Here is a 15,987-nt window from a genome sequence, read left to right on the forward strand (position 1 = left end):
TCGCCCGAAATGTCAGGGAAGGGATCTGTATGCACGTGATTGTTATTGGAGCCGGTCAAGCCGGATCATCCTGTGTGGCCAAGCTGCGCAATGGCGGCTTTGAGGGTCAGGTGACATTGATCGGCGCAGAAAGCGTGCCGCCCTACCAGCGTCCGCCATTGTCCAAGGGGTACCTGCTGGGCGATATGACATTGGAACGGATGTTCCTGCGTCCCGAGAGTTTTTACGCCGAGAACAACATCGACCTGCGCATGGGCGTCCGGGTCGAGGCGATTGATCCCGTTGCACAAACCGTGACCGTGCCGGGCGAGGTGCTGCATTATGACCAGCTTGTTCTGACCACCGGGTCAGACCCGCGCCGCTTGCCCGCTGCCATTGGCGGCACCTTGGACGGCGTCTGCACCGTGCGTGATCTGATGGACGTGGACAGCATGGCACCGCGCTTTACCGCGGGTGCACGGGTGCTGATCGTGGGCGGCGGCTATATCGGCCTCGAGGCTGCGGCTGTGGCCTCCAAGCTGGGGTTGCAGGTGACCCTGGTCGAGATGGCCGACCGTATTTTGCAACGGGTGGCATCGCCGGAGACCAGCGATTATTTCCGCTCCCTTCACGCCGGTCACGGCGTCGATATTCGCGAAGGCGTCGGTCTGGACCGGCTGCTGGGCGAGGGGGCTGTGCGTGGTGCGCGGCTGACCGACGGCAGCGAGATCGAGGTTGATTTCGTGATCGTCGGCGTCGGTATCGCGCCCGCCTCGGCGCTGGCCGAAGCGGCTGGGGTGGCGATGGACAACGGCATCAAGGTCGATGCGCATGGCCGCACCTCCGATTCGCATATCTGGGCCGCGGGCGATTGCGCTTCCTTCCCCTATCGCGGCAACCGTATCCGGCTGGAAAGCGTGCCCAACGCCATTGATCAGGCCGAGGTGGTGGCCGAGAACATCATGGGGGCCGACAAGGAATACGTGGCAAAGCCGTGGTTCTGGTCGGACCAATACGATGTGAAACTGCAAATTGCCGGGCTGAATGTGGGCTATGACCGCGTGGTGACCCGCAACAGCGGTGATGCGGTGTCATTCTGGTACTATCTGGGCGATCAGCTTTTGGCGGTGGATGCGGCCAACGATCCACGCGCCTATATGATCGGCAAGCGGCTGATCGAGGCGGGCAAGACCGCAGACCCTGCCATCGTGGCCGACCCTGATGCCGACCTGAAACCGCTGTTGCAGGCATGAGGATCATCGCAGGCACATGGCGCGGCACGGCGCTGGCCCATGTGGGCAAGGGCGACACCGGCGCGCATTTGCGGCCAACGTCCGACCGTGTGCGCGAAAGCCTGTTTTCGATCCTGACCAGCCGGGGCGTGATCAACGGCGCGCGGGCGCTGGACCTGTTTGCAGGCACCGGTGCACTGGCGCTCGAGGCCCTGTCACGTGGTGCTGTGCAGGCGGTGCTGGTTGAGAATGGCCGTGTCGGGCAGCAGTTGATCACCGAGAACATCAAGAAACTGCACGCCGAGGACACCGCCACGCTGATGCGCAATGATGCCACGCGGCTGGGTGCGTGGATCGCTGCCCCCTTTGACCTGGTGTTCCTTGATCCGCCCTATGGCAAGGGCATGGGCGACAGCGCCCTGCGCTCTGCCGTGGCCGGTGGCTGGATCGCCAAGGGAGCCTGCGTGGTCTGGGAAGAGAACGCGCCGATGCCTCCGCCGCCGGGATTTTTCCAGGTGGACGCACGCCGTTTCGGCGACACCCACGTGACGCTGCTGGAAAAGGGTTAACGCGCACACTTGCGTGACAAGCGGAATTCATGCTGCATAAGGAAATAGATCAACACTTACTGGCCCTTGCAGGTGCCACCCAAGAGGGTTAGCCCCCACCACTCAGACTCCTCGCTCAAGGAACGTTGCAGCATGACCCGACTACTCGCCGCGCTGGCTTTGGTGCTGACGGCCTGTGCCGCGCAGGCCGAAACCTTGAAGCTGGCGGTGACCACGTCCTTTGCAGCGTCCGGTTTGCCTGATGTTCTGTTGCCTGCGCTGAAACTGGGCACCGGCATCGACGTTGAGTTGATGGTGGGCGACACGGAAAATACGCTGGCATGGGGCGAGACGGGGCAGGTGGACGCGCTCCTGATTCAGGGCCAAAGGGATGAGGAAACCTTTGTCGCGGCCGGGTTTGGTACACATTGTCGTAAGATTATGTACGATGATTTCGTCTTGCTTGGACCAATCGACGACTATGCGGGCATTGCGCAATCGGTTTCCGTGACCGAAGCGTTGCAACGCATCGCCAAGAGCGAACGTCAGTTTGTCAGCATGGACGATGACAGCGACCTGTACAAAAAGGAACAGGCGCTTTGGGCCGACGCGGGGCTGATGCCGCAGCAATTTCCCAACTGGTACGCGATGGCGAATGCCGGACCCAAGGCCGGCCTGACCGCCGCTGTGGACCGCGAGGGTTATATCCTGATGGACCGCCAAAGCTGGCTGCAATTCGGGGGCAAAACCGAACTGGCCCTGCTGTTCTCGGGCGATCCGGTGTTGTTCAACCAGTACACTTTCGTTCCGGTAAACCCCGAGCGCCATCCGCATGTGGCCCGTGATCTGGCGGATCGGGTCGAGCGTTGGCTGACCGGTGCGCAGGCGGCAGAGCTGATCAACGGCTATACCATCGAGGGACAGCCGCTGTTCACCTTTAACGCCGAGTGAGGGTTTAGTAGGTCGGGTGAAACTTGCCCGCTTCGGACAGGGTGAAAATCTCGACCCCGGTTTCCGTCACACCCACCGAATGCTCGAACTGGGCCGACAGCGATTTGTCGCGTGTCACGGCGGTCCAGTCGTCGGCCAGCGTCTTGGTCTCGGCGCGGCCCAGGTTCACCATGGGTTCAATCGTGAAGAACATGCCCGGTTCCAGCCGCGCGCCTGTGCCCGGACGACCATAGTGCAGCACATTGGGCGGCGCATGGAACACGCGGCCCAGCCCGTGACCGCAGAAATCGCGGACCACCGACATGCGGTGCGCCTCGACAAAGCTTTGGATGGCGTGGCCGATGTCGCCAAAGGTGTTGCCCGGCTTGACCGCATCAATCCCCCGCATCAGCGCGTCGTGGGTGACCTGGATCAGGCGTTCGGCCTTGCGGGGCAGTTTGCCGGCGACGTACATGCGGCTGGTGTCGCCGAACCAGCCGTCGACGATCACGGTCACGTCGATGTTCAGGATGTCACCATCCTTCAGCGTCTTGTCACCCGGGATGCCGTGGCACACCACGTGGTTCACGCTGATACAGCTTGCGTGTTCGTAGCCTTTGTAACCGATGGTTGCCGATTTGGCGCCGGCCGCATCGACCATGTCGGTGATGATCCGGTCAATCTGGGCTGTTGTCTGGCCGGGAAAGACGTGTTCGGACATCGCGTCAAGAATGCGCGAGGCCAATGCGCCGGCGGCGTACATGCCTGCGGAATCGGACGGATCGTAGATGCGTATGCCGTCCTTGGTCAGACGGCCCCGGTTTTCTTGTTTCAACAGAAGTCTCCGTTGGCCTTGGTTGTTTCCACAATTATAATGCAGGTGCAGCAAAATTGCCAGTCTTGCTTACATGTCTAGCGCTAAAGGTTGAGCAATCGTGATAGCTTGGGGTGTAATATGGGTGCCGATACACAGGGTTTCCACCCCTGCGTGACGTGCGGTGGCGTAGGCTGCCGCATAGGTCGGGTCGATGTCATCCGCCAGTGAAAAGCGGCTGCAGTCGGTGCGCTGCACCAGATACAGCATTATGGCGCGATGGCCGTCCTGCGCCATGCGGGTCAGTTCGGCCAGATGTTTGGCCCCGCGCGCGGTGACGCTGTCGGGAAACTCGGCCAGTCCGGGCTGGCGGTTCAGGGTCACCGATTTGACCTCGACATAGGCGTCGGGCAGGCCCGGTGCGCCAAGCAGAAAGTCGATGCGGCTGTTGGTGCCGTATTTCACTTCGGCGCGGCAAGTGGTGTAGGCGGCGAGCGGCGCGATGGCTTGGGTCTCAAGCGCGGTGCGTAGGGCGCGGTTCGGCACCGACGTGTCGACGCCGGTGAAATGCCCGTTCTCGTGATCGACCAGCCGCCAGCCGAATTTCAGCTTTTTCCTGGGGTCGTCATTGGGTTCAAGCCAAATTTTCATACCCGGTTCGGCCAGTCCCATCATCGAGCCGGGATTGGCGCAATGGGCGGTCACCTCGGTGCCGTCCTCCAGCACACAATCGGCAAGAAAGCGTTTATATCGCCGGATCAGCCGGGCCGGAACAAGTTGGGTTTGAAAGCGCATGTGGGCGGGCCTATACCTTGGGCAACACAGGCTTAAGGGAACCACCCGGATGACACAACCAACCGCAGCCATGCTGGTGATCGGCGACGAGATCCTGTCGGGGCGCACCCGCGACAGCAACATGTATCATCTGGCCGGACGGCTGACCGAACGCGGGATCAACCTGTGCGAAGTGCGTGTGGTCAGCGATGATGCAGAGGCGATCACGGGGGCGGTCAAGGCGTTGTCGGGAGCCTATGATCACGTGTTCACCAGCGGCGGGATCGGTCCGACCCATGACGATATCACTGCCGATTGCATCGCTGCGGCCTTTGGTGTGCACATCGACGTGCGCGACGATGCGCGGGCGTTGCTTCAGGCGCATTACGACCGGCAGGGAACAGAATTCAACGCCGCACGGCAGCGTATGGCCCGCATTCCCGATGGTGCGACGCTGATCGAGAACCCGGTGTCGGTGGCCCCCGGCTTTACCATGGAGAACGTGCATGTGATGGCGGGTGTGCCGGCGGTGTTTCAGGCCATGGTGGAAAGCATCCTGCCAACCCTGACGGGCGGCGCCCCCCTGATCAGCCGCACGCGGCGCATTGATCGTGGCGAAGGCGACATTGCCGGTCCCCTGGGGGAACTGGCGCAGGCCTATCCGGCGCTGTCGATTGGCTCTTATCCATTCCAGAAGGATGGACGTTACGGCGCGAACATCGTGCTGCGCGGCACCGATGCGGCGTTGCTGGACGAAGCCATGGCGAAACTTGATGCGGCGTTTCCGGCATGACAACCGCACAACAGCTTTATGACGTATGCGACGCGACATGGCCGCCGGCGCGGTTCATTTCCTGCGGGCCATGGACCCTGCGCGAGGGGCAGGGCGGCGGCAAGCGTGTTTCGGCGGCCTCGGCCAATGGACCCGTGACCGAGGCCGACATTGACACGGCCATCGCGGGACTGGCCGAGCTGGACCAGAAACCGCTGTTTCAGGTGCGCGATGGTGATGATGCGCTGGACGCGATGCTGGAGGCGCGCGGGTTTGTCGTGATTGACCCTGTTGTGCTGTACATCACACCGGTTGAGACGCTGACCGACAAGCCGATCCCGAAGGTCACCGCCTTTTCCATTTGGGAGCCGCTGGCGATCATGGAGGAAATCTGGGCCAAGGGGGGCATCGGCCCCGCCAGGCTGGCCGTGATGGCACGCGCCAAGTTGAAAACAGGGATACTGTCACGCTGGAACGAACAGCCCGCGGGCGTGGCCTTTGCCGCCATTCACGACGGTGTATGCATGGTCCATGCGGTCGAGGTGTTGGAACATCAGCGCCGCCAGGGCGTTGCCGATTGGATGATGCGCAAGGCGGCGTTCTGGGCGCAGGAAAATGGCGCGCACAGCTTGTCTGTCTTGTGTGTGGCGACCAACGTGGCGGCGAATGCGCTGTATCAAAAAAGCGGTTTTGTCGAAGTCGGGCGCTATCATTACAGACATCTGGAGGACGCATCATGAGCGACAAGACACAACCCACCGCGCTGGACCTGCCGATGGTCGACCCGCTGCCCGCAGCGACCCAGAAATATTTCGATGTGTGTCAGGACAAGCTGGGCATGGTTCCCAACGTCTTGCAGGCCTATGCATTTGACATCGACAAGCTGAACAGCTTCACGGCGCTGTATAATGACCTGATGCTGGGCGATTCCGGTCTGACCAAGCTGGAGCGCGAGATGATCGCGGTTGTCGTCAGTTCGATCAACAAATGCTATTACTGCCTGACCGCCCATGGCGCTGCCGTGCGACAGCTGTCGGGTGATCCGATGCTGGGCGAGCAAATGGTGATGAACTGGCGCGCTGCCGATCTGGAACCGCGCGTGGCGGCGATGCTGGCGTTTTCCGAGAACCTGACCGTTGCCAGCGCCAGGATCACCGAGGCCGACCGCCAGGCCTTGCGTGATCACGGGTTCAGTGACCGCGACATCTGGGACATTGCGTCGGTTGCGGCCTTTTTCAACATGACCAACCGCGTGGCCAGCGCGACCGACATGCGTCCCAACGACGCCTATCATAGCCAATTTCGGTGAGATTGCGTCTCGCGATCATAGCTGTGGCCTCGCTGGGTCTGACAGCGCCGGTTTGGGCGGTTGAGCTGACCTTGCCCACGAACGCCCGCGAAACGGTCGAGCGGAACACGACGCTGGACAGGTACCTGGCGCCGACAGGGGCGTTTGATTATGGCACGGGCGTGCCGACACTGGCCATCGAGGGCGAGGTGCGCCGTCAGGCCTGGCGGATCGCGTCGCCGGGGTTGACGACATTGCAGGTTCTGGTGCCGCTGCGCACGCAACTGAAATCCGCAGGGTTCGAGGTTGTGCTGGACTGTGACCAGATCAGCTGTGGCGGTTTCGATTTCCGGTTCAACACCGAGGTGCTGCCCGCGCCGAACATGCGGGTCAACATGCGCGCCTATCGCTTTGTCACGGCGGTTCAGGGGCCGGTGTCGGACCCGTCGCGAATTGTCACGTTGATGGTGTCCACCACTGCAACGGCGGCCTTCGTGCAGATCATCGAGGCCGGCGCGCTTGAGCCGGAACAGGCGGTTGCGACCACGGACGAACCGATCCAGACGCCACAGGCCGAGCCCGAAGCGGCCACGGATTTTGACGCGCAGCTGATTGCGGATGGTCATGTCGTGCTGCAAGGGCTTGAATTCGACACTGGCACCTCGGCGCTGGGCAAGGGGCCGTTTGCATCGCTGAAATCCCTGGCGGATTTCCTGCTGGCCCACCCGGAGATCATCGTGGCCGTTGTCGGTCACACCGACAGTGTTGGCAGTCAGGACGTCAACGTCACCCTGTCGCGCCAGCGCGCTGCGGCGGTGCGGCAACGGTTGATCGATGCCTTTGACGTTGACCCGGCGCAGGTTCAGGCCGAGGGCATGGGCTATCTCGCACCGATCGCGTCGAACCTGACCGCCGGGGGCCGCGAGCAGAACCGGCGTGTCGAGGCGGTGCTGCTGTCAGAACGCTGAAGCGTAGAAAACCCCGCACGAGGGCGGGGCTTTCCACGAGGGAGGTTTGTCCGGTGGTTGAATTTACCAGTCCGAAGGGCCTTTGTCGGCAAACTCATGGACCAGAAAGTCGATGAACGCGCGCACTTTGGGCTGGGTGAAGCGGCCGGGAGGATAGACCGCATAGATGCCTTGTGTGTCCATCGGCAGGTCGGGCATTGCATCCTCGACCAGGCCTTTTTCCATAGCGTCCGAATACAGGAACGACGGCAGATAAGCGATGCCCAGCCCCGAGATGGCAGCGTTCAACAGCGATTGCCCGTCGTTCACCGACAGCCAGCCCGCCGTGCGCACCTGACGTTTCTCGCCCGAGGGCGCGGTCAGCTTCCACACGTTGCCCGAAGACTGGTTGGAATAGTGCAGCAGCTTGTGGTTGTTCAGATCGTCGATCTTTTCGGGTTTGCCGTATTTCTGGAAATAGGCAGGCGAGGCGATCATCCGTTTGGTGGTTTCCGTCAGCTTGCGGGCGCGCAGGGTGCTGTCTTCCAGCTCGCCGATGCGCACGGCCATGTCGAAACCTTCCGAGATCAGTTCGACATAGCGGTTGTTCAGCACCATGTTGACGGTGATGTCGGGGAAATCTTCAAGGAAAGAGGACAGGGCAGGCGACAGGTGATTGACGCCAAAGTCAGTCGCCACGCTGATCCGCAACAGGCCGGACGGGGCAGATTGCATCGACGTGACCAGCGCATCCGCTTCGCCTGCGTCGTTCAGCACGCGGCGCGCGCGGTCGTAATATGCCAGCCCGATTTCGGTCGGGGACACGCGGCGCGTGGTGCGGTTCAGCAGCCGCGCACCAAGGCGTGCCTCAAGCGAAGAGACGTGTTTGGAGACGGCCGATTTGGAAATGCCCATCTTCTTGGCCGCATCGGTAAATCCGCCCTGATCCACGACAGTGGCAAAAGCTTCCATTTCAGTAAGGCGGTCCATGCCATCCCCTTTTCTCGGTATTCGGTTTCTGAGAGTGGGTATCGCTGCCAATCGCGGCAAGATCGGGGCACGGGTGGGATAATCTTGAGGTAATTCCATCAATCGTTTCAGGCGCGGAAACATGAAAACGCTGTGTTTCCGGCACGCGTAATTCCTGTATCACGCTGAATTATATATTAAAATTATACATACTGCGTTGCGCGTGCAGATCTACCCAAGCGCTACCGGCTGAATAATTGATCTCTTCAGGGTTGAAACAATCGCACATTGCCGGATTCGATTTTGGCGGCAATTTGCGCCAGCCGCCATCGCCTGAAGCGCGATTCCGTCTGTCAGATCCACTTGAGCCAGCGCATCACGACCAGTGACACCACCGAGACGGCAGCCATGGAAATGCACAGAATCGTAAAGGCTGCGGGGTTGTCGACACCGGGCATTCCGCCCACGTTGACGCCGAACAGGCCGGTGATGAACCCCAGCGGCAAAAAGATCGCGGCGACGATGCTCAGGATATAGCTGTTGCGATTCTGGGCCTCGGCGGCGCGGGCGTTGTGGTGGTCGTTGATTGCGGTCAGACGGCCCTGAAGCGAATCCAGCTCTTCCACGGTCAGCATCGCAAGGTTGGCCAGTTCGCGGCGGTGCAGGGGGCTGTTGCCTGCGGGCGTGTCGGTGGCGGCCAGCGCCATCAGCGCATCGCGTTGCGGTCCCAGATAGCGGCGCAGGCGGATCGCGGTGCGGCGCAGTTCGGCCAGATTGTCGGGCAGCGGTGCGTCGTCGTCATCGTGGATGGCGTCCTCCAGGTCGTCGACTTGATCCGCCAGTTCGAACACGGTGTTCTGCACACGTTCGGTCAGGCGGCTGGCCAGCGCTTCGACAAAGGCGGCGCTGCTGTCGGGGCCTGTACCGGCTTCCAGCGCCTTGCGAATATCCTCGATGGCAAAGACGCGGCGCATGCGCACGGTGACCACGGTTTGATCGGTCACCCACATCCGCACGGCGACCATCTGGTCAGCAGGTCCGTCAGAGTTCAGGTTCACGCCGCGCAGGTTCAGCATCAACCCGTCGTCATGCACATCACAGCGTGGTCGGGTTTCGGTTTGCAACAGGGCACCTGCGGGGATCGGGTGCAGATGCGCGTTGGCCCATTGCGGCAGTTCAGGGTCTTTCAGGTCGAAATGGAACCAGCGATAACCGCTGACGCCGGTGGGCGATGTGTCGGTCGTGGGGGTCGCGGTTCCGTCGGACAGGATGTCGTAGATATAGAGGGGCATGGGTCAGTCCTGTTTCGCAAATGTGGCGTCAAAGGCGGCGCGGCCTTTGGGGGTAAAGCGGATGATGCGGGTGTCCGGCACACGCGCGGCCCAGCCAACCGTTTCGAAATGGGTCAGCAGCGCGCGCCCCAGCTTGCCCGCAAGATGCGAGCGTCGCGCGCTCCAGTCCAGACATTCGCGGCACATGGGTGCGCGGGATTTTGCAAGGGTTTCAAGGGGCAGGCCAAGGCGCTGCATCAGCTCGGCGCCCTTGGCAGTCAGGTCCAGCCCGTTCGCACCCGTGGCGATGTGTCCGCCCGATACCAGCGCGCGAAACATCTGCACGCCGGTGTCGCCGGCCAGATGGTTGTAGCAGACCCGCGCGGTGCGCAATTCAATGTCTTTTGGTCCCTGACGGGTTCGCAGGTGGCCGTGGTTCGCCGCCAGCCCCATCATCGCCTCGATGGTGTGCGCAACCTCTTCGCTGGCCAGCACGAAATAGCGATGCCGCCCCTGTTTGCGGCGCAGCAGCAGCCCGCCCTGTTCCAGCTTGGCCAGATGCGACGAGGCGGTGGCCGCGGTCACCCCCGCTTCGGCGGCCAGTTCGGATGCGGTCAGCGCGCGGCCCGACATCAGCGCCGTCAGGATGTTGGCACGCGCGGGGTCGCCCATCAGCGTGGCGATCTGGGTGAAATCGGGGCCTTCTTTCATAGTTCGATGCTAATCAAAGCATCACCGCCGGGCAATCGCCTATCACGGGATCAGCAAGAAGGAGACCAAACCATGCTGACATGCGTGATCCGCTATCAGATCGATCCCACGCAACACGATGCCTTTGCGCAATATGCGCGCAACTGGGGGCAGGCGATCCCGCGGTGTGGGGCCGACCTTGTGGGCTATTTCACCCCGCACGAGGGGTCGTCAACGCTGGCCTATGGGATCTATCATGTGAAATCGCTGGCCGACTACGAGGCCTATCGGGCACGATTGGCCAGTGATCCGCTGGGGCAGGAGAATTATGCCTTTGCGCAGGCGCAGAAGTTCCTGCTGCGCGAGGACAGGACGTGGTTGAGAAAGGTATCGGGATGATTGCGGTTATATTCGAAGTTGAACCGGCAGAGGGCAAGCGCGCTGCCTATCTGGACATCGCCGCGGCGATGCGTCCGCTGGTGGACGAGGTCGAGGGGTTTCTGGGTGTCGAGCGGTTCGAGAGCCTGACGACACCGGGCAAGCTGTTGTCGCTGTCGTTCTTCGAGGACGAGGCGGCGGTGGAACGCTGGCGGACCCTGACCGCGCATCGCGGGGCGCAGAGCAAGGGGCGGGGCGGTGTCTTTGCCGATTACCGCCTGCGCGTGGCGCATGTGATCCGGGATTACGGGATGTTTGACCGCACGGATGCGCCAGAGGACAGCCGCGCGGCGCATGGTGGATCGGGGCAAGGCACCTGACGGTGCAGGCGATGTTTCGCGCCTTGCACCTTGTGGCGCGGTGAGGGGGCTTTCGGCCCCCTCATTTCATAAACCGGAAGAATGCGCTCAGAGTGTCGCGGCGAGCCGTGTGCCCTGGTCGATGGCGCGTTTGGCGTCCAGTTCGGCGGCCACGTCGGCCCCGCCGATCACGTGGCATGTAGTGCCCTGTTGTTCCAGCGCGTCGGCAAGGCTGCGGTCGGGGATTTGTCCGGCGCACAGAACGATGGTGTCGGCGGCAATCGTCTGCGGGTTTTCGCGGGCTTCGCCGAACGAGACATGCAGGCCGTCGGCGTCGATGCGTTCATAGTTTACGCCGCCGACAAAATTGACCTCTTTCATCTTCAGCGCGGCGCGGTGAATCCAGCCGGTTGTCTTGCCCAGACGTTTGCCGTGCTTTTCCGCCTTGCGTTGCAGCAGGGTGATGGCGCGGGCGGGGTGGCCGGGTTTGGGGCCATCGGGGTTCAGGCCGCCGCGGTGCTCTGCGGGGTCGGCGACGCCCCATTCGCGCATCCATTCCGGCAGGTGTTCGGTGGTGCTGTGGCCGTCTTCTTCGGACAGGAATTCGGACACGTCAAAGCCGATGCCGCCCGCGCCGACAACGGCGACCGATTTGCCAACAGGTTTCTTGTGGCGCAGCACGTCGATGTAATCCATCACGTTTTCCCCGTCCTGACCGGGGATCGCAGGATCGCGCGGCAGGACGCCGGTGGCGATGACAACCTCGTCAAACCCTTTCAGCATGTCCGGCGTGGCGGTGGTGCCCAGTTTCGTGGTGATGCCCAGCGTGTCGACCATGGTGCGGTACCAGTCGACCAGCCCCCAGAACTCTTCCTTGCCGGGGATTTGTTTGGCCATGTTCAACTGCCCGCCGACCTCGTCCGATTTGTCGAACAGGGTCACGCTGTGCCCGCGTTGGGCGGCGGTGATGGCGGTGGACAGGCCGGCAGGACCTGCGCCGACGATTGCGATGGATTTGGGGGCGTCGGTCGGCGTGATCGGCAGCTCGGTTTCGTAGCAGGCCAGCGGGTTCACCAGGCACGAGCTGATCTTGCCGCCAAAGGTGTGGTCCAGGCAGGCCTGATTGCACGCAATGCAGGGCGCGATTTGCGCGGCCTTGTCTGCGGCGGCCTTGGCCACGAAATGCGGGTCGGCCAGCATCGGGCGGGCCATCGACACCATGTCAGCGCAGCCCGTCGACAGGACCTCTTCCGCGACCTCGGGGGTGTTGATGCGATTTGAAGTGATGATGGGAATGTTCACCTGCCCCATCAGTTTCTTGGTGACCCATGCAAAGGCCGCGCGTGGGACCGATGTGGCGATGGTGGGAATGCGCGCCTCGTGCCAGCCGATGCCGGTGTTGATGATGGTGGCCCCTGCTTTTTCGATCTCCTTGGCCAGTTGCACGACCTCGTCAAAGGTCGAGCCATTGGGCACAAGGTCAATCATCGACAGGCGGTAGATGATGATAAAGTCATCGCCCACGGCTGCGCGGGTGCGGCGGACCACTTCGATCGGCAGGCGCATGCGGTTTTCGTATGATCCGCCCCAGCGGTCGGTGCGCTTGTTGGTGTGGGTCACAAGGAACTGGTTCAGGAAATAGCCTTCGGACCCCATGATCTCGACCCCATCATAGCCGGCCTCGCGCGCGCGGGCGGCGGTGGCGACGATGTCGCTGATCTGTTTTTCGATGCCTTCCTCGTCCAGTTCGTTCGGCGGGAAGGGCGAGATCGGGGATTTGACCGGGCTGGGGGCCACGCAGTGCGGGCTGAACGCGTAGCGGCCCGCGTGCAGGATCTGCATCGCGATCTTGCCGCCTGCTTCGTGCACGCGGTCGGTGACGACGCTGTGGTTCTTGATGTCCTCATCGGTGGCCAGCATGGCGGCACCGGGTGCGACCGACCCTTCCATGTTGGGGCCGATACCCCCCGTCACCATCAGGCCCACGTCGCCGCGCGCACGTTCGGCGTAGAATTCGGCAACGCGGTTCCAATCCTTGGTTTCCTCAAGGCCGGTGTGCATGGACCCCATGAGCACGCGGTTCTTCAAAGTGGTAAAGCCAAGGTCGAGCGGGGCGAGCATGTGGCGGTAAGCTGTCATGGAATCCTCCGACGGTGTGATTTTGCGCTATTTCGCCCCAGTTGGGCGGGAAAGTCATGTGCAACGCGGCGTAAGGCAATATATCACGACTTCAATATTGACCCGGCCCAAGCTGCAGGAGAGCACGATGACACCAGATGAAATTAACGCGCTGCCATATCGGCGCAATGTGGGCGTGATGCTGGTCAATGCGGCGGGGCAGGTCTGGGTCGGGCAGCGTCATGACCGGTTCCGCGAATTCTGGCAGATGCCTCAGGGGGGCGTGGACAAGGGTGAGGATGCGCGCGCCGCCGCCCTGCGTGAGTTGGAAGAAGAGACCGGCATCCCGTCGTCACTGGTCGAGGTCGAGGCCGAGACCGATGGCTGGTTGCCCTATGATCTGCCGCACGAGGTGGTGCCGGACATCTGGGGCGGCAAATATCGCGGGCAAGAGCAGAAGTGGTTCCTGTTGCGGTTCAAAGGGTCGGATAAGGATGTGAACATCGCCACCGAGCATCCGGAATTTGTCGCATGGAAATGGGTCGCGCCCGCGCAGGTGGTGGACGGGATCGTGCCGTTCAAGCGGGATGTTTATGCGGCTGTGTTGGCGGAGTTCGAAGCCTATCTGTGACGTTTAGGGCGCAAAGATCGGCACATGCGGGGCCAGGGCGGTGTCATACCCTTTGGACACGCGCGGGTCTTCGGCGATTTCGATCTGCTGGCGGATGGGGACAAACCCGGCACGGCGGTAGAATCCCAGCGCCTGAGGGCTGTCCAGCGTGCAGGTGTGGACGTGAAGCCGGCTGATGGCGCGCGCCCATGCCTGATCGATTGCCACGTCCATCAGGAATCGCCCCGCACCTGCACCAATCAGGTCAGAGGTGACACCGAAGAACGCCAGTTCACATTCACCCGCCGTACGGAAATCCAGTTCCAGAAGGGCGGCGTCGGTGCCGTCCTTGGACAGGGTCCAGATGGCAACATCGTCGTGGTGGACGATTGCGGCCAGGTCCTTGTCGGACATGAAGCGCCGCGAGAACCACAGCCAGTCTTCGCCCACCGCCTGAAAGATTTGACGATACCAGTCCAGATCGGGCGTTGCGACGCGGCGCAGGGTCCAGCCGTGGGGGGCGGCGCGTCCCGAAAGGTCGGCGCGGGCGCGCATTTCCAGATGGGTCACGACCGTGGCGACCTTGCCCGGGGGCACGTCGTGCATGCCGTCGGCCAGCATCAGACCAGACCTTCCTTGCGGAATATCTCCATCATGTCTGCTTCGGGACGGGGGCCGATGTGGCTGATAACTTCGGCGGCACAGGCGTTGCCCATGCGTCCGCAGGTCGCCAGGTCGCGGCTGGTGGACAGGCCATACAGGAAGCCGGCGGCAAACTGGTCGCCCGCCCCTGTGGCGTCGACCGGCACGATCTTGGTCACCGGCACGTCCACCCGTTCGCTGTTGCGGATCAGAGTGACGCCATCGCCCGAGCGGGTGCAGACCACGGTGGGGCACATGGCGGCGGTCTTGGTCAGCGCCGCCTCGAGGTCGTCTGTCTCGAACAGGGATTTGATCTCGGCGGCGTTGCCGATGACGTAGTCCAGTTCCTCGCCGATCATGCGCAGAAAGTCCGCGCGGTGGCGGTCAACGCAGAAGGGGTCGGAAATGGCGATGCCGGCCATGCCGCCCGCTGCGCGGGTCAGCCGCGAGGCTTGCAGGAACGCCTGTTTGCCTTCGTCCTTGTCGAACAGATACCCTTCGAGAAACATGATCTTGGCAGCCGAGGCGACAGCGTCGGGCACATCGGCCGGGCCAAGGTCGGTCGAAATGCCCAGATAGGTGTTCATCGACCGTTCGCCATCGGGAGATACGAAAATCATCGAGCGTGACGTGGGCAGAGTGCCACCCACCACCGGAGCGTTGACGAACTCGGCGCCGCCGTCCGTCAGGGCGTCGGCATAAAACCGGCCCAGCGTGTCATCGTTCACCCGCCCGATAAATGCGGTTTTCATCCCCAGCGCCGCGACTCCTGCCACGGTGTTGGCCACCGATCCGCCGGGGGTCTGCAAGCGATCCTTCATCGCACCATAAAGCACCTCGGCGCGTTCGCGTTCGATCAGCTGCATGATGCCCTTTTCGATGCCCATGTTGCCCAGAAACTGGTCGTCGGCATGCGAGATGACATCGACAACGGCATTGCCGATGCCAACGAGTTCGTATTGCGTCATTGGGTCTTGTCCTCGAATTGGCAGAGATCGCGGATGATGCAGGTGGGGCACTGCGGCTTGCGCGCCTTGCAGTGATAGCGTCCGTGCAGGATCATCCAGTGGTGGGCGTGTTGCTGGAATTCAGCGGGAATGTTGTCTTCGATGGCGCGCTCGACCGCGTCCACGGTTTTGCCCGGGGCGATGCCGCTGCGGTTGCCCAGACGGAAGATGTGGGTATCGACCGCCTGCGCGGGATAGTTCCACCACATGTTCAGCACCACGTTGGCCGTCTTGCGCCCCACGCCGGGCAGCGATTGCAGGGCAGCACGGGACGAGGGCACGACGCCGCCGTAATCATCCACCAGAATCTGGCTGAGCTTTATCACGTTCTTGGCCTTTTGTCGGAACAGGCCGATGGTTTTGATATGCTCGGTCAGACCCTCAAGCCCCAGGTCCAGCATCTTTTGCGGTGTGTCTGCGACGGGGAACAGCGATTTGGTCGCCTTGTTTACGCCCGCATCGGTGGCCTGCGCGCTGAGCGCCACGGCGACCACCAGCGTATAGGCGTTGGTGTGATCCAGTTCGCCCTTGGGTTCGGGCTCTGCATCACGGAAACGGTCAAAGATCTGATAGATCGTCTGATAATCAAGCTGTTTTGCCATCATTCCCCTATGCGGGTTTTGCGGCCTGCGGGCAAGTGCGCAAGCTTTGAATCCGAA

Annotated in this window: 19 protein-coding genes; 10 read left to right on the plus strand and 9 right to left on the minus strand. The window is 62.2% G+C overall.

The genetic code is table 11. The annotated features are described in order from the left end of the window. The first annotated feature begins 29 nt into the window (after positions 1 to 29). The 3 genes from BUC08_RS18990 (at position 30) to BUC08_RS19000 (ending at position 2,710) form a co-directional block, all read left to right on the plus strand. Positions 30 to 1,232 carry an NAD(P)/FAD-dependent oxidoreductase gene (locus BUC08_RS18990; protein ID WP_037928449.1) on the plus strand — a complete coding sequence of 401 codons (1,203 nt, stop codon included), beginning with the start codon at positions 30 to 32 and terminating at the stop codon, positions 1,230 to 1,232. Continuing rightward, positions 1,229 to 1,780, plus strand: a complete 552-nt coding sequence (rsmD, locus tag BUC08_RS18995; RefSeq protein ID WP_037928454.1) for a 16S rRNA (guanine(966)-N(2))-methyltransferase RsmD — start codon at positions 1,229 to 1,231, stop codon at positions 1,778 to 1,780. The genes BUC08_RS18990 and rsmD overlap by 4 nt, the downstream gene beginning before the upstream one ends. A 132-nt stretch (positions 1,781 to 1,912) precedes the next feature. After that, on the plus strand, positions 1,913 to 2,710 hold the full coding sequence (locus BUC08_RS19000) for an ABC transporter substrate-binding protein (protein ID WP_037928457.1): 798 nt from the start codon (positions 1,913 to 1,915) through the stop codon (positions 2,708 to 2,710). A 4-nt stretch (positions 2,711 to 2,714) separates the two neighbouring features. Here BUC08_RS19000 and map read toward each other — a convergent pair whose 3' ends face one another. Both map and sfsA read right to left on the minus strand, forming a co-directional pair. Next, positions 2,715 to 3,524, minus strand: a complete 810-nt coding sequence (gene map, locus BUC08_RS19005; protein ID WP_037928459.1) for a type I methionyl aminopeptidase — start codon at positions 3,522 to 3,524, stop codon at positions 2,715 to 2,717. Between the two features lie 69 nt (positions 3,525 to 3,593). After that, on the minus strand, positions 3,594 to 4,298 hold the full coding sequence (sfsA, locus tag BUC08_RS19010) for a DNA/RNA nuclease SfsA (RefSeq protein ID WP_037928462.1): 705 nt from the start codon (positions 4,296 to 4,298) through the stop codon (positions 3,594 to 3,596). A gap of 49 nt (positions 4,299 to 4,347) precedes the next feature. Between sfsA and BUC08_RS19015 the strand changes: the two genes are divergently transcribed. The 4 genes from BUC08_RS19015 to BUC08_RS19030 are packed head-to-tail and all read left to right on the plus strand — an operon-like array spanning position 4,348 to position 7,305. Continuing rightward, complete coding sequence (locus BUC08_RS19015) at positions 4,348 to 5,070, plus strand: competence/damage-inducible protein A (protein WP_037928465.1); 723 nt, start codon at positions 4,348 to 4,350, stop codon at positions 5,068 to 5,070. Beyond that, the gene (locus BUC08_RS19020) at positions 5,067 to 5,789 is read left to right on the plus strand and encodes a GNAT family N-acetyltransferase (protein WP_037928468.1); all 723 of its coding nucleotides are present in this window, start codon (positions 5,067 to 5,069) and stop codon (positions 5,787 to 5,789) included. Before BUC08_RS19015 ends, BUC08_RS19020 begins: the two co-directional genes overlap by 4 nt. Further along, entirely contained in the window at positions 5,786 to 6,358 is a 573-nt protein-coding gene (locus BUC08_RS19025) for a peroxidase-related enzyme (protein WP_037928471.1), read from the plus strand. The genes BUC08_RS19020 and BUC08_RS19025 overlap by 4 nt, the downstream gene beginning before the upstream one ends. Next, positions 6,355 to 7,305, plus strand: coding sequence for an OmpA family protein (locus BUC08_RS19030; protein ID WP_234973774.1), 951 nt, complete (start codon positions 6,355 to 6,357; stop codon positions 7,303 to 7,305). Before BUC08_RS19025 ends, BUC08_RS19030 begins: the two co-directional genes overlap by 4 nt. Positions 7,306 to 7,368: 63 nt before the next feature. Here BUC08_RS19030 and BUC08_RS19035 read toward each other — a convergent pair whose 3' ends face one another. The 3 genes from BUC08_RS19035 to BUC08_RS19045 all read right to left on the minus strand — a co-directional run bounded on the left by BUC08_RS19035 (position 7,369) and on the right by BUC08_RS19045 (position 10,235). Further along, complete coding sequence (locus tag BUC08_RS19035; protein ID WP_028957029.1) at positions 7,369 to 8,274, minus strand: LysR family transcriptional regulator; 906 nt, start codon at positions 8,272 to 8,274, stop codon at positions 7,369 to 7,371. Positions 8,275 to 8,606: 332 nt separating this feature from the next. Continuing rightward, positions 8,607 to 9,545, minus strand: a complete 939-nt coding sequence (locus BUC08_RS19040) for a zinc transporter ZntB (protein WP_037928476.1) — start codon at positions 9,543 to 9,545, stop codon at positions 8,607 to 8,609. A gap of 3 nt (positions 9,546 to 9,548) precedes the next feature. Then, complete coding sequence (locus tag BUC08_RS19045; RefSeq protein ID WP_037928479.1) at positions 9,549 to 10,235, minus strand: ArsR/SmtB family transcription factor; 687 nt, start codon at positions 10,233 to 10,235, stop codon at positions 9,549 to 9,551. Between the two features lie 72 nt (positions 10,236 to 10,307). Between BUC08_RS19045 and BUC08_RS19050 the strand changes: the two genes are divergently transcribed. Then, on the plus strand, positions 10,308 to 10,613 hold the full coding sequence (locus BUC08_RS19050) for an NIPSNAP family protein (protein ID WP_037928482.1): 306 nt from the start codon (positions 10,308 to 10,310) through the stop codon (positions 10,611 to 10,613). After that, complete coding sequence (locus tag BUC08_RS19055; protein WP_037928485.1) at positions 10,610 to 10,972, plus strand: antibiotic biosynthesis monooxygenase family protein; 363 nt, start codon at positions 10,610 to 10,612, stop codon at positions 10,970 to 10,972. The genes BUC08_RS19050 and BUC08_RS19055 overlap by 4 nt, the downstream gene beginning before the upstream one ends. An 87-nt stretch (positions 10,973 to 11,059) precedes the next feature. On the opposite strand, the gene BUC08_RS19060 is transcribed toward BUC08_RS19055, so the two are convergent. Next, positions 11,060 to 13,090, minus strand: coding sequence for an NADPH-dependent 2,4-dienoyl-CoA reductase (locus BUC08_RS19060; RefSeq protein WP_037928488.1), 2,031 nt, complete (start codon positions 13,088 to 13,090; stop codon positions 11,060 to 11,062). 127 nt (positions 13,091 to 13,217) lie between these two features. Between BUC08_RS19060 and BUC08_RS19065 the strand changes: the two genes are divergently transcribed. Beyond that, positions 13,218 to 13,700, plus strand: a complete 483-nt coding sequence (locus BUC08_RS19065) for an RNA pyrophosphohydrolase (RefSeq protein WP_037928490.1) — start codon at positions 13,218 to 13,220, stop codon at positions 13,698 to 13,700. Positions 13,701 to 13,703: 3 nt separating this feature from the next. Here the strand turns inward: BUC08_RS19065 and BUC08_RS19070 are convergent, their stop codons facing one another. From BUC08_RS19070 to nth, 3 genes are read right to left on the minus strand one after another with little or no spacing between them, the layout of a single operon-like run. Beyond that, complete coding sequence (locus tag BUC08_RS19070) at positions 13,704 to 14,300, minus strand: GNAT family N-acetyltransferase (protein ID WP_037928493.1); 597 nt, start codon at positions 14,298 to 14,300, stop codon at positions 13,704 to 13,706. Beyond that, a complete protein-coding gene (locus BUC08_RS19075; RefSeq protein WP_037928498.1) occupies positions 14,300 to 15,289 on the minus strand; it encodes an adenosine kinase in 990 nt (329 codons plus the stop codon). The genes BUC08_RS19070 and BUC08_RS19075 overlap by 1 nt, the downstream gene beginning before the upstream one ends. Next, positions 15,286 to 15,930, minus strand: a complete 645-nt coding sequence (nth, locus tag BUC08_RS19080) for an endonuclease III (RefSeq protein WP_037928605.1) — start codon at positions 15,928 to 15,930, stop codon at positions 15,286 to 15,288. The genes BUC08_RS19075 and nth overlap by 4 nt, the downstream gene beginning before the upstream one ends. Positions 15,931 to 15,987 lie beyond the last annotated feature (57 nt).

The sequence above is a fragment of the Pseudosulfitobacter pseudonitzschiae genome, assembly GCF_900129395.1.
Lineage (GTDB): Bacteria > Pseudomonadota > Alphaproteobacteria > Rhodobacterales > Rhodobacteraceae > Pseudosulfitobacter > Pseudosulfitobacter pseudonitzschiae.

Bases quoted from the DNA above. Each gene is read 5' to 3' on its own strand.
- BUC08_RS18990 (WP_037928449.1), top strand. From the start codon at position 30: ATGCACGTGATTGTTATTGGAGCCGGTCAAGCCGGATCATCCTGTGTG.
- rsmD (WP_037928454.1), top strand. From the start codon at position 1,229: ATGAGGATCATCGCAGGCACATGGCGCGGCACGGCGCTGGCCCATGTG.
- BUC08_RS19000 (WP_037928457.1), top strand. From the start codon at position 1,913: ATGACCCGACTACTCGCCGCGCTGGCTTTGGTGCTGACGGCCTGTGCC.
- sfsA (WP_037928462.1), bottom strand. From the start codon at position 4,298: ATGCGCTTTCAAACCCAACTTGTTCCGGCCCGGCTGATCCGGCGATAT.
- BUC08_RS19015 (WP_037928465.1), top strand. From the start codon at position 4,348: ATGACACAACCAACCGCAGCCATGCTGGTGATCGGCGACGAGATCCTG.
- BUC08_RS19020 (WP_037928468.1), top strand. From the start codon at position 5,067: ATGACAACCGCACAACAGCTTTATGACGTATGCGACGCGACATGGCCG.
- BUC08_RS19025 (WP_037928471.1), top strand. From the start codon at position 5,786: ATGAGCGACAAGACACAACCCACCGCGCTGGACCTGCCGATGGTCGAC.
- BUC08_RS19035 (WP_028957029.1), bottom strand. From the start codon at position 8,274: ATGGACCGCCTTACTGAAATGGAAGCTTTTGCCACTGTCGTGGATCAG.
- BUC08_RS19040 (WP_037928476.1), bottom strand. From the start codon at position 9,545: ATGCCCCTCTATATCTACGACATCCTGTCCGACGGAACCGCGACCCCC.
- BUC08_RS19045 (WP_037928479.1), bottom strand. From the start codon at position 10,235: ATGAAAGAAGGCCCCGATTTCACCCAGATCGCCACGCTGATGGGCGAC.
- BUC08_RS19050 (WP_037928482.1), top strand. From the start codon at position 10,308: ATGCTGACATGCGTGATCCGCTATCAGATCGATCCCACGCAACACGAT.
- BUC08_RS19055 (WP_037928485.1), top strand. From the start codon at position 10,610: ATGATTGCGGTTATATTCGAAGTTGAACCGGCAGAGGGCAAGCGCGCT.
- BUC08_RS19060 (WP_037928488.1), bottom strand. From the start codon at position 13,090: ATGACAGCTTACCGCCACATGCTCGCCCCGCTCGACCTTGGCTTTACC.
- BUC08_RS19065 (WP_037928490.1), top strand. From the start codon at position 13,218: ATGACACCAGATGAAATTAACGCGCTGCCATATCGGCGCAATGTGGGC.
- BUC08_RS19070 (WP_037928493.1), bottom strand. From the start codon at position 14,300: ATGCTGGCCGACGGCATGCACGACGTGCCCCCGGGCAAGGTCGCCACG.
- BUC08_RS19075 (WP_037928498.1), bottom strand. From the start codon at position 15,289: ATGACGCAATACGAACTCGTTGGCATCGGCAATGCCGTTGTCGATGTC.
- nth (WP_037928605.1), bottom strand. From the start codon at position 15,930: ATGGCAAAACAGCTTGATTATCAGACGATCTATCAGATCTTTGACCGT.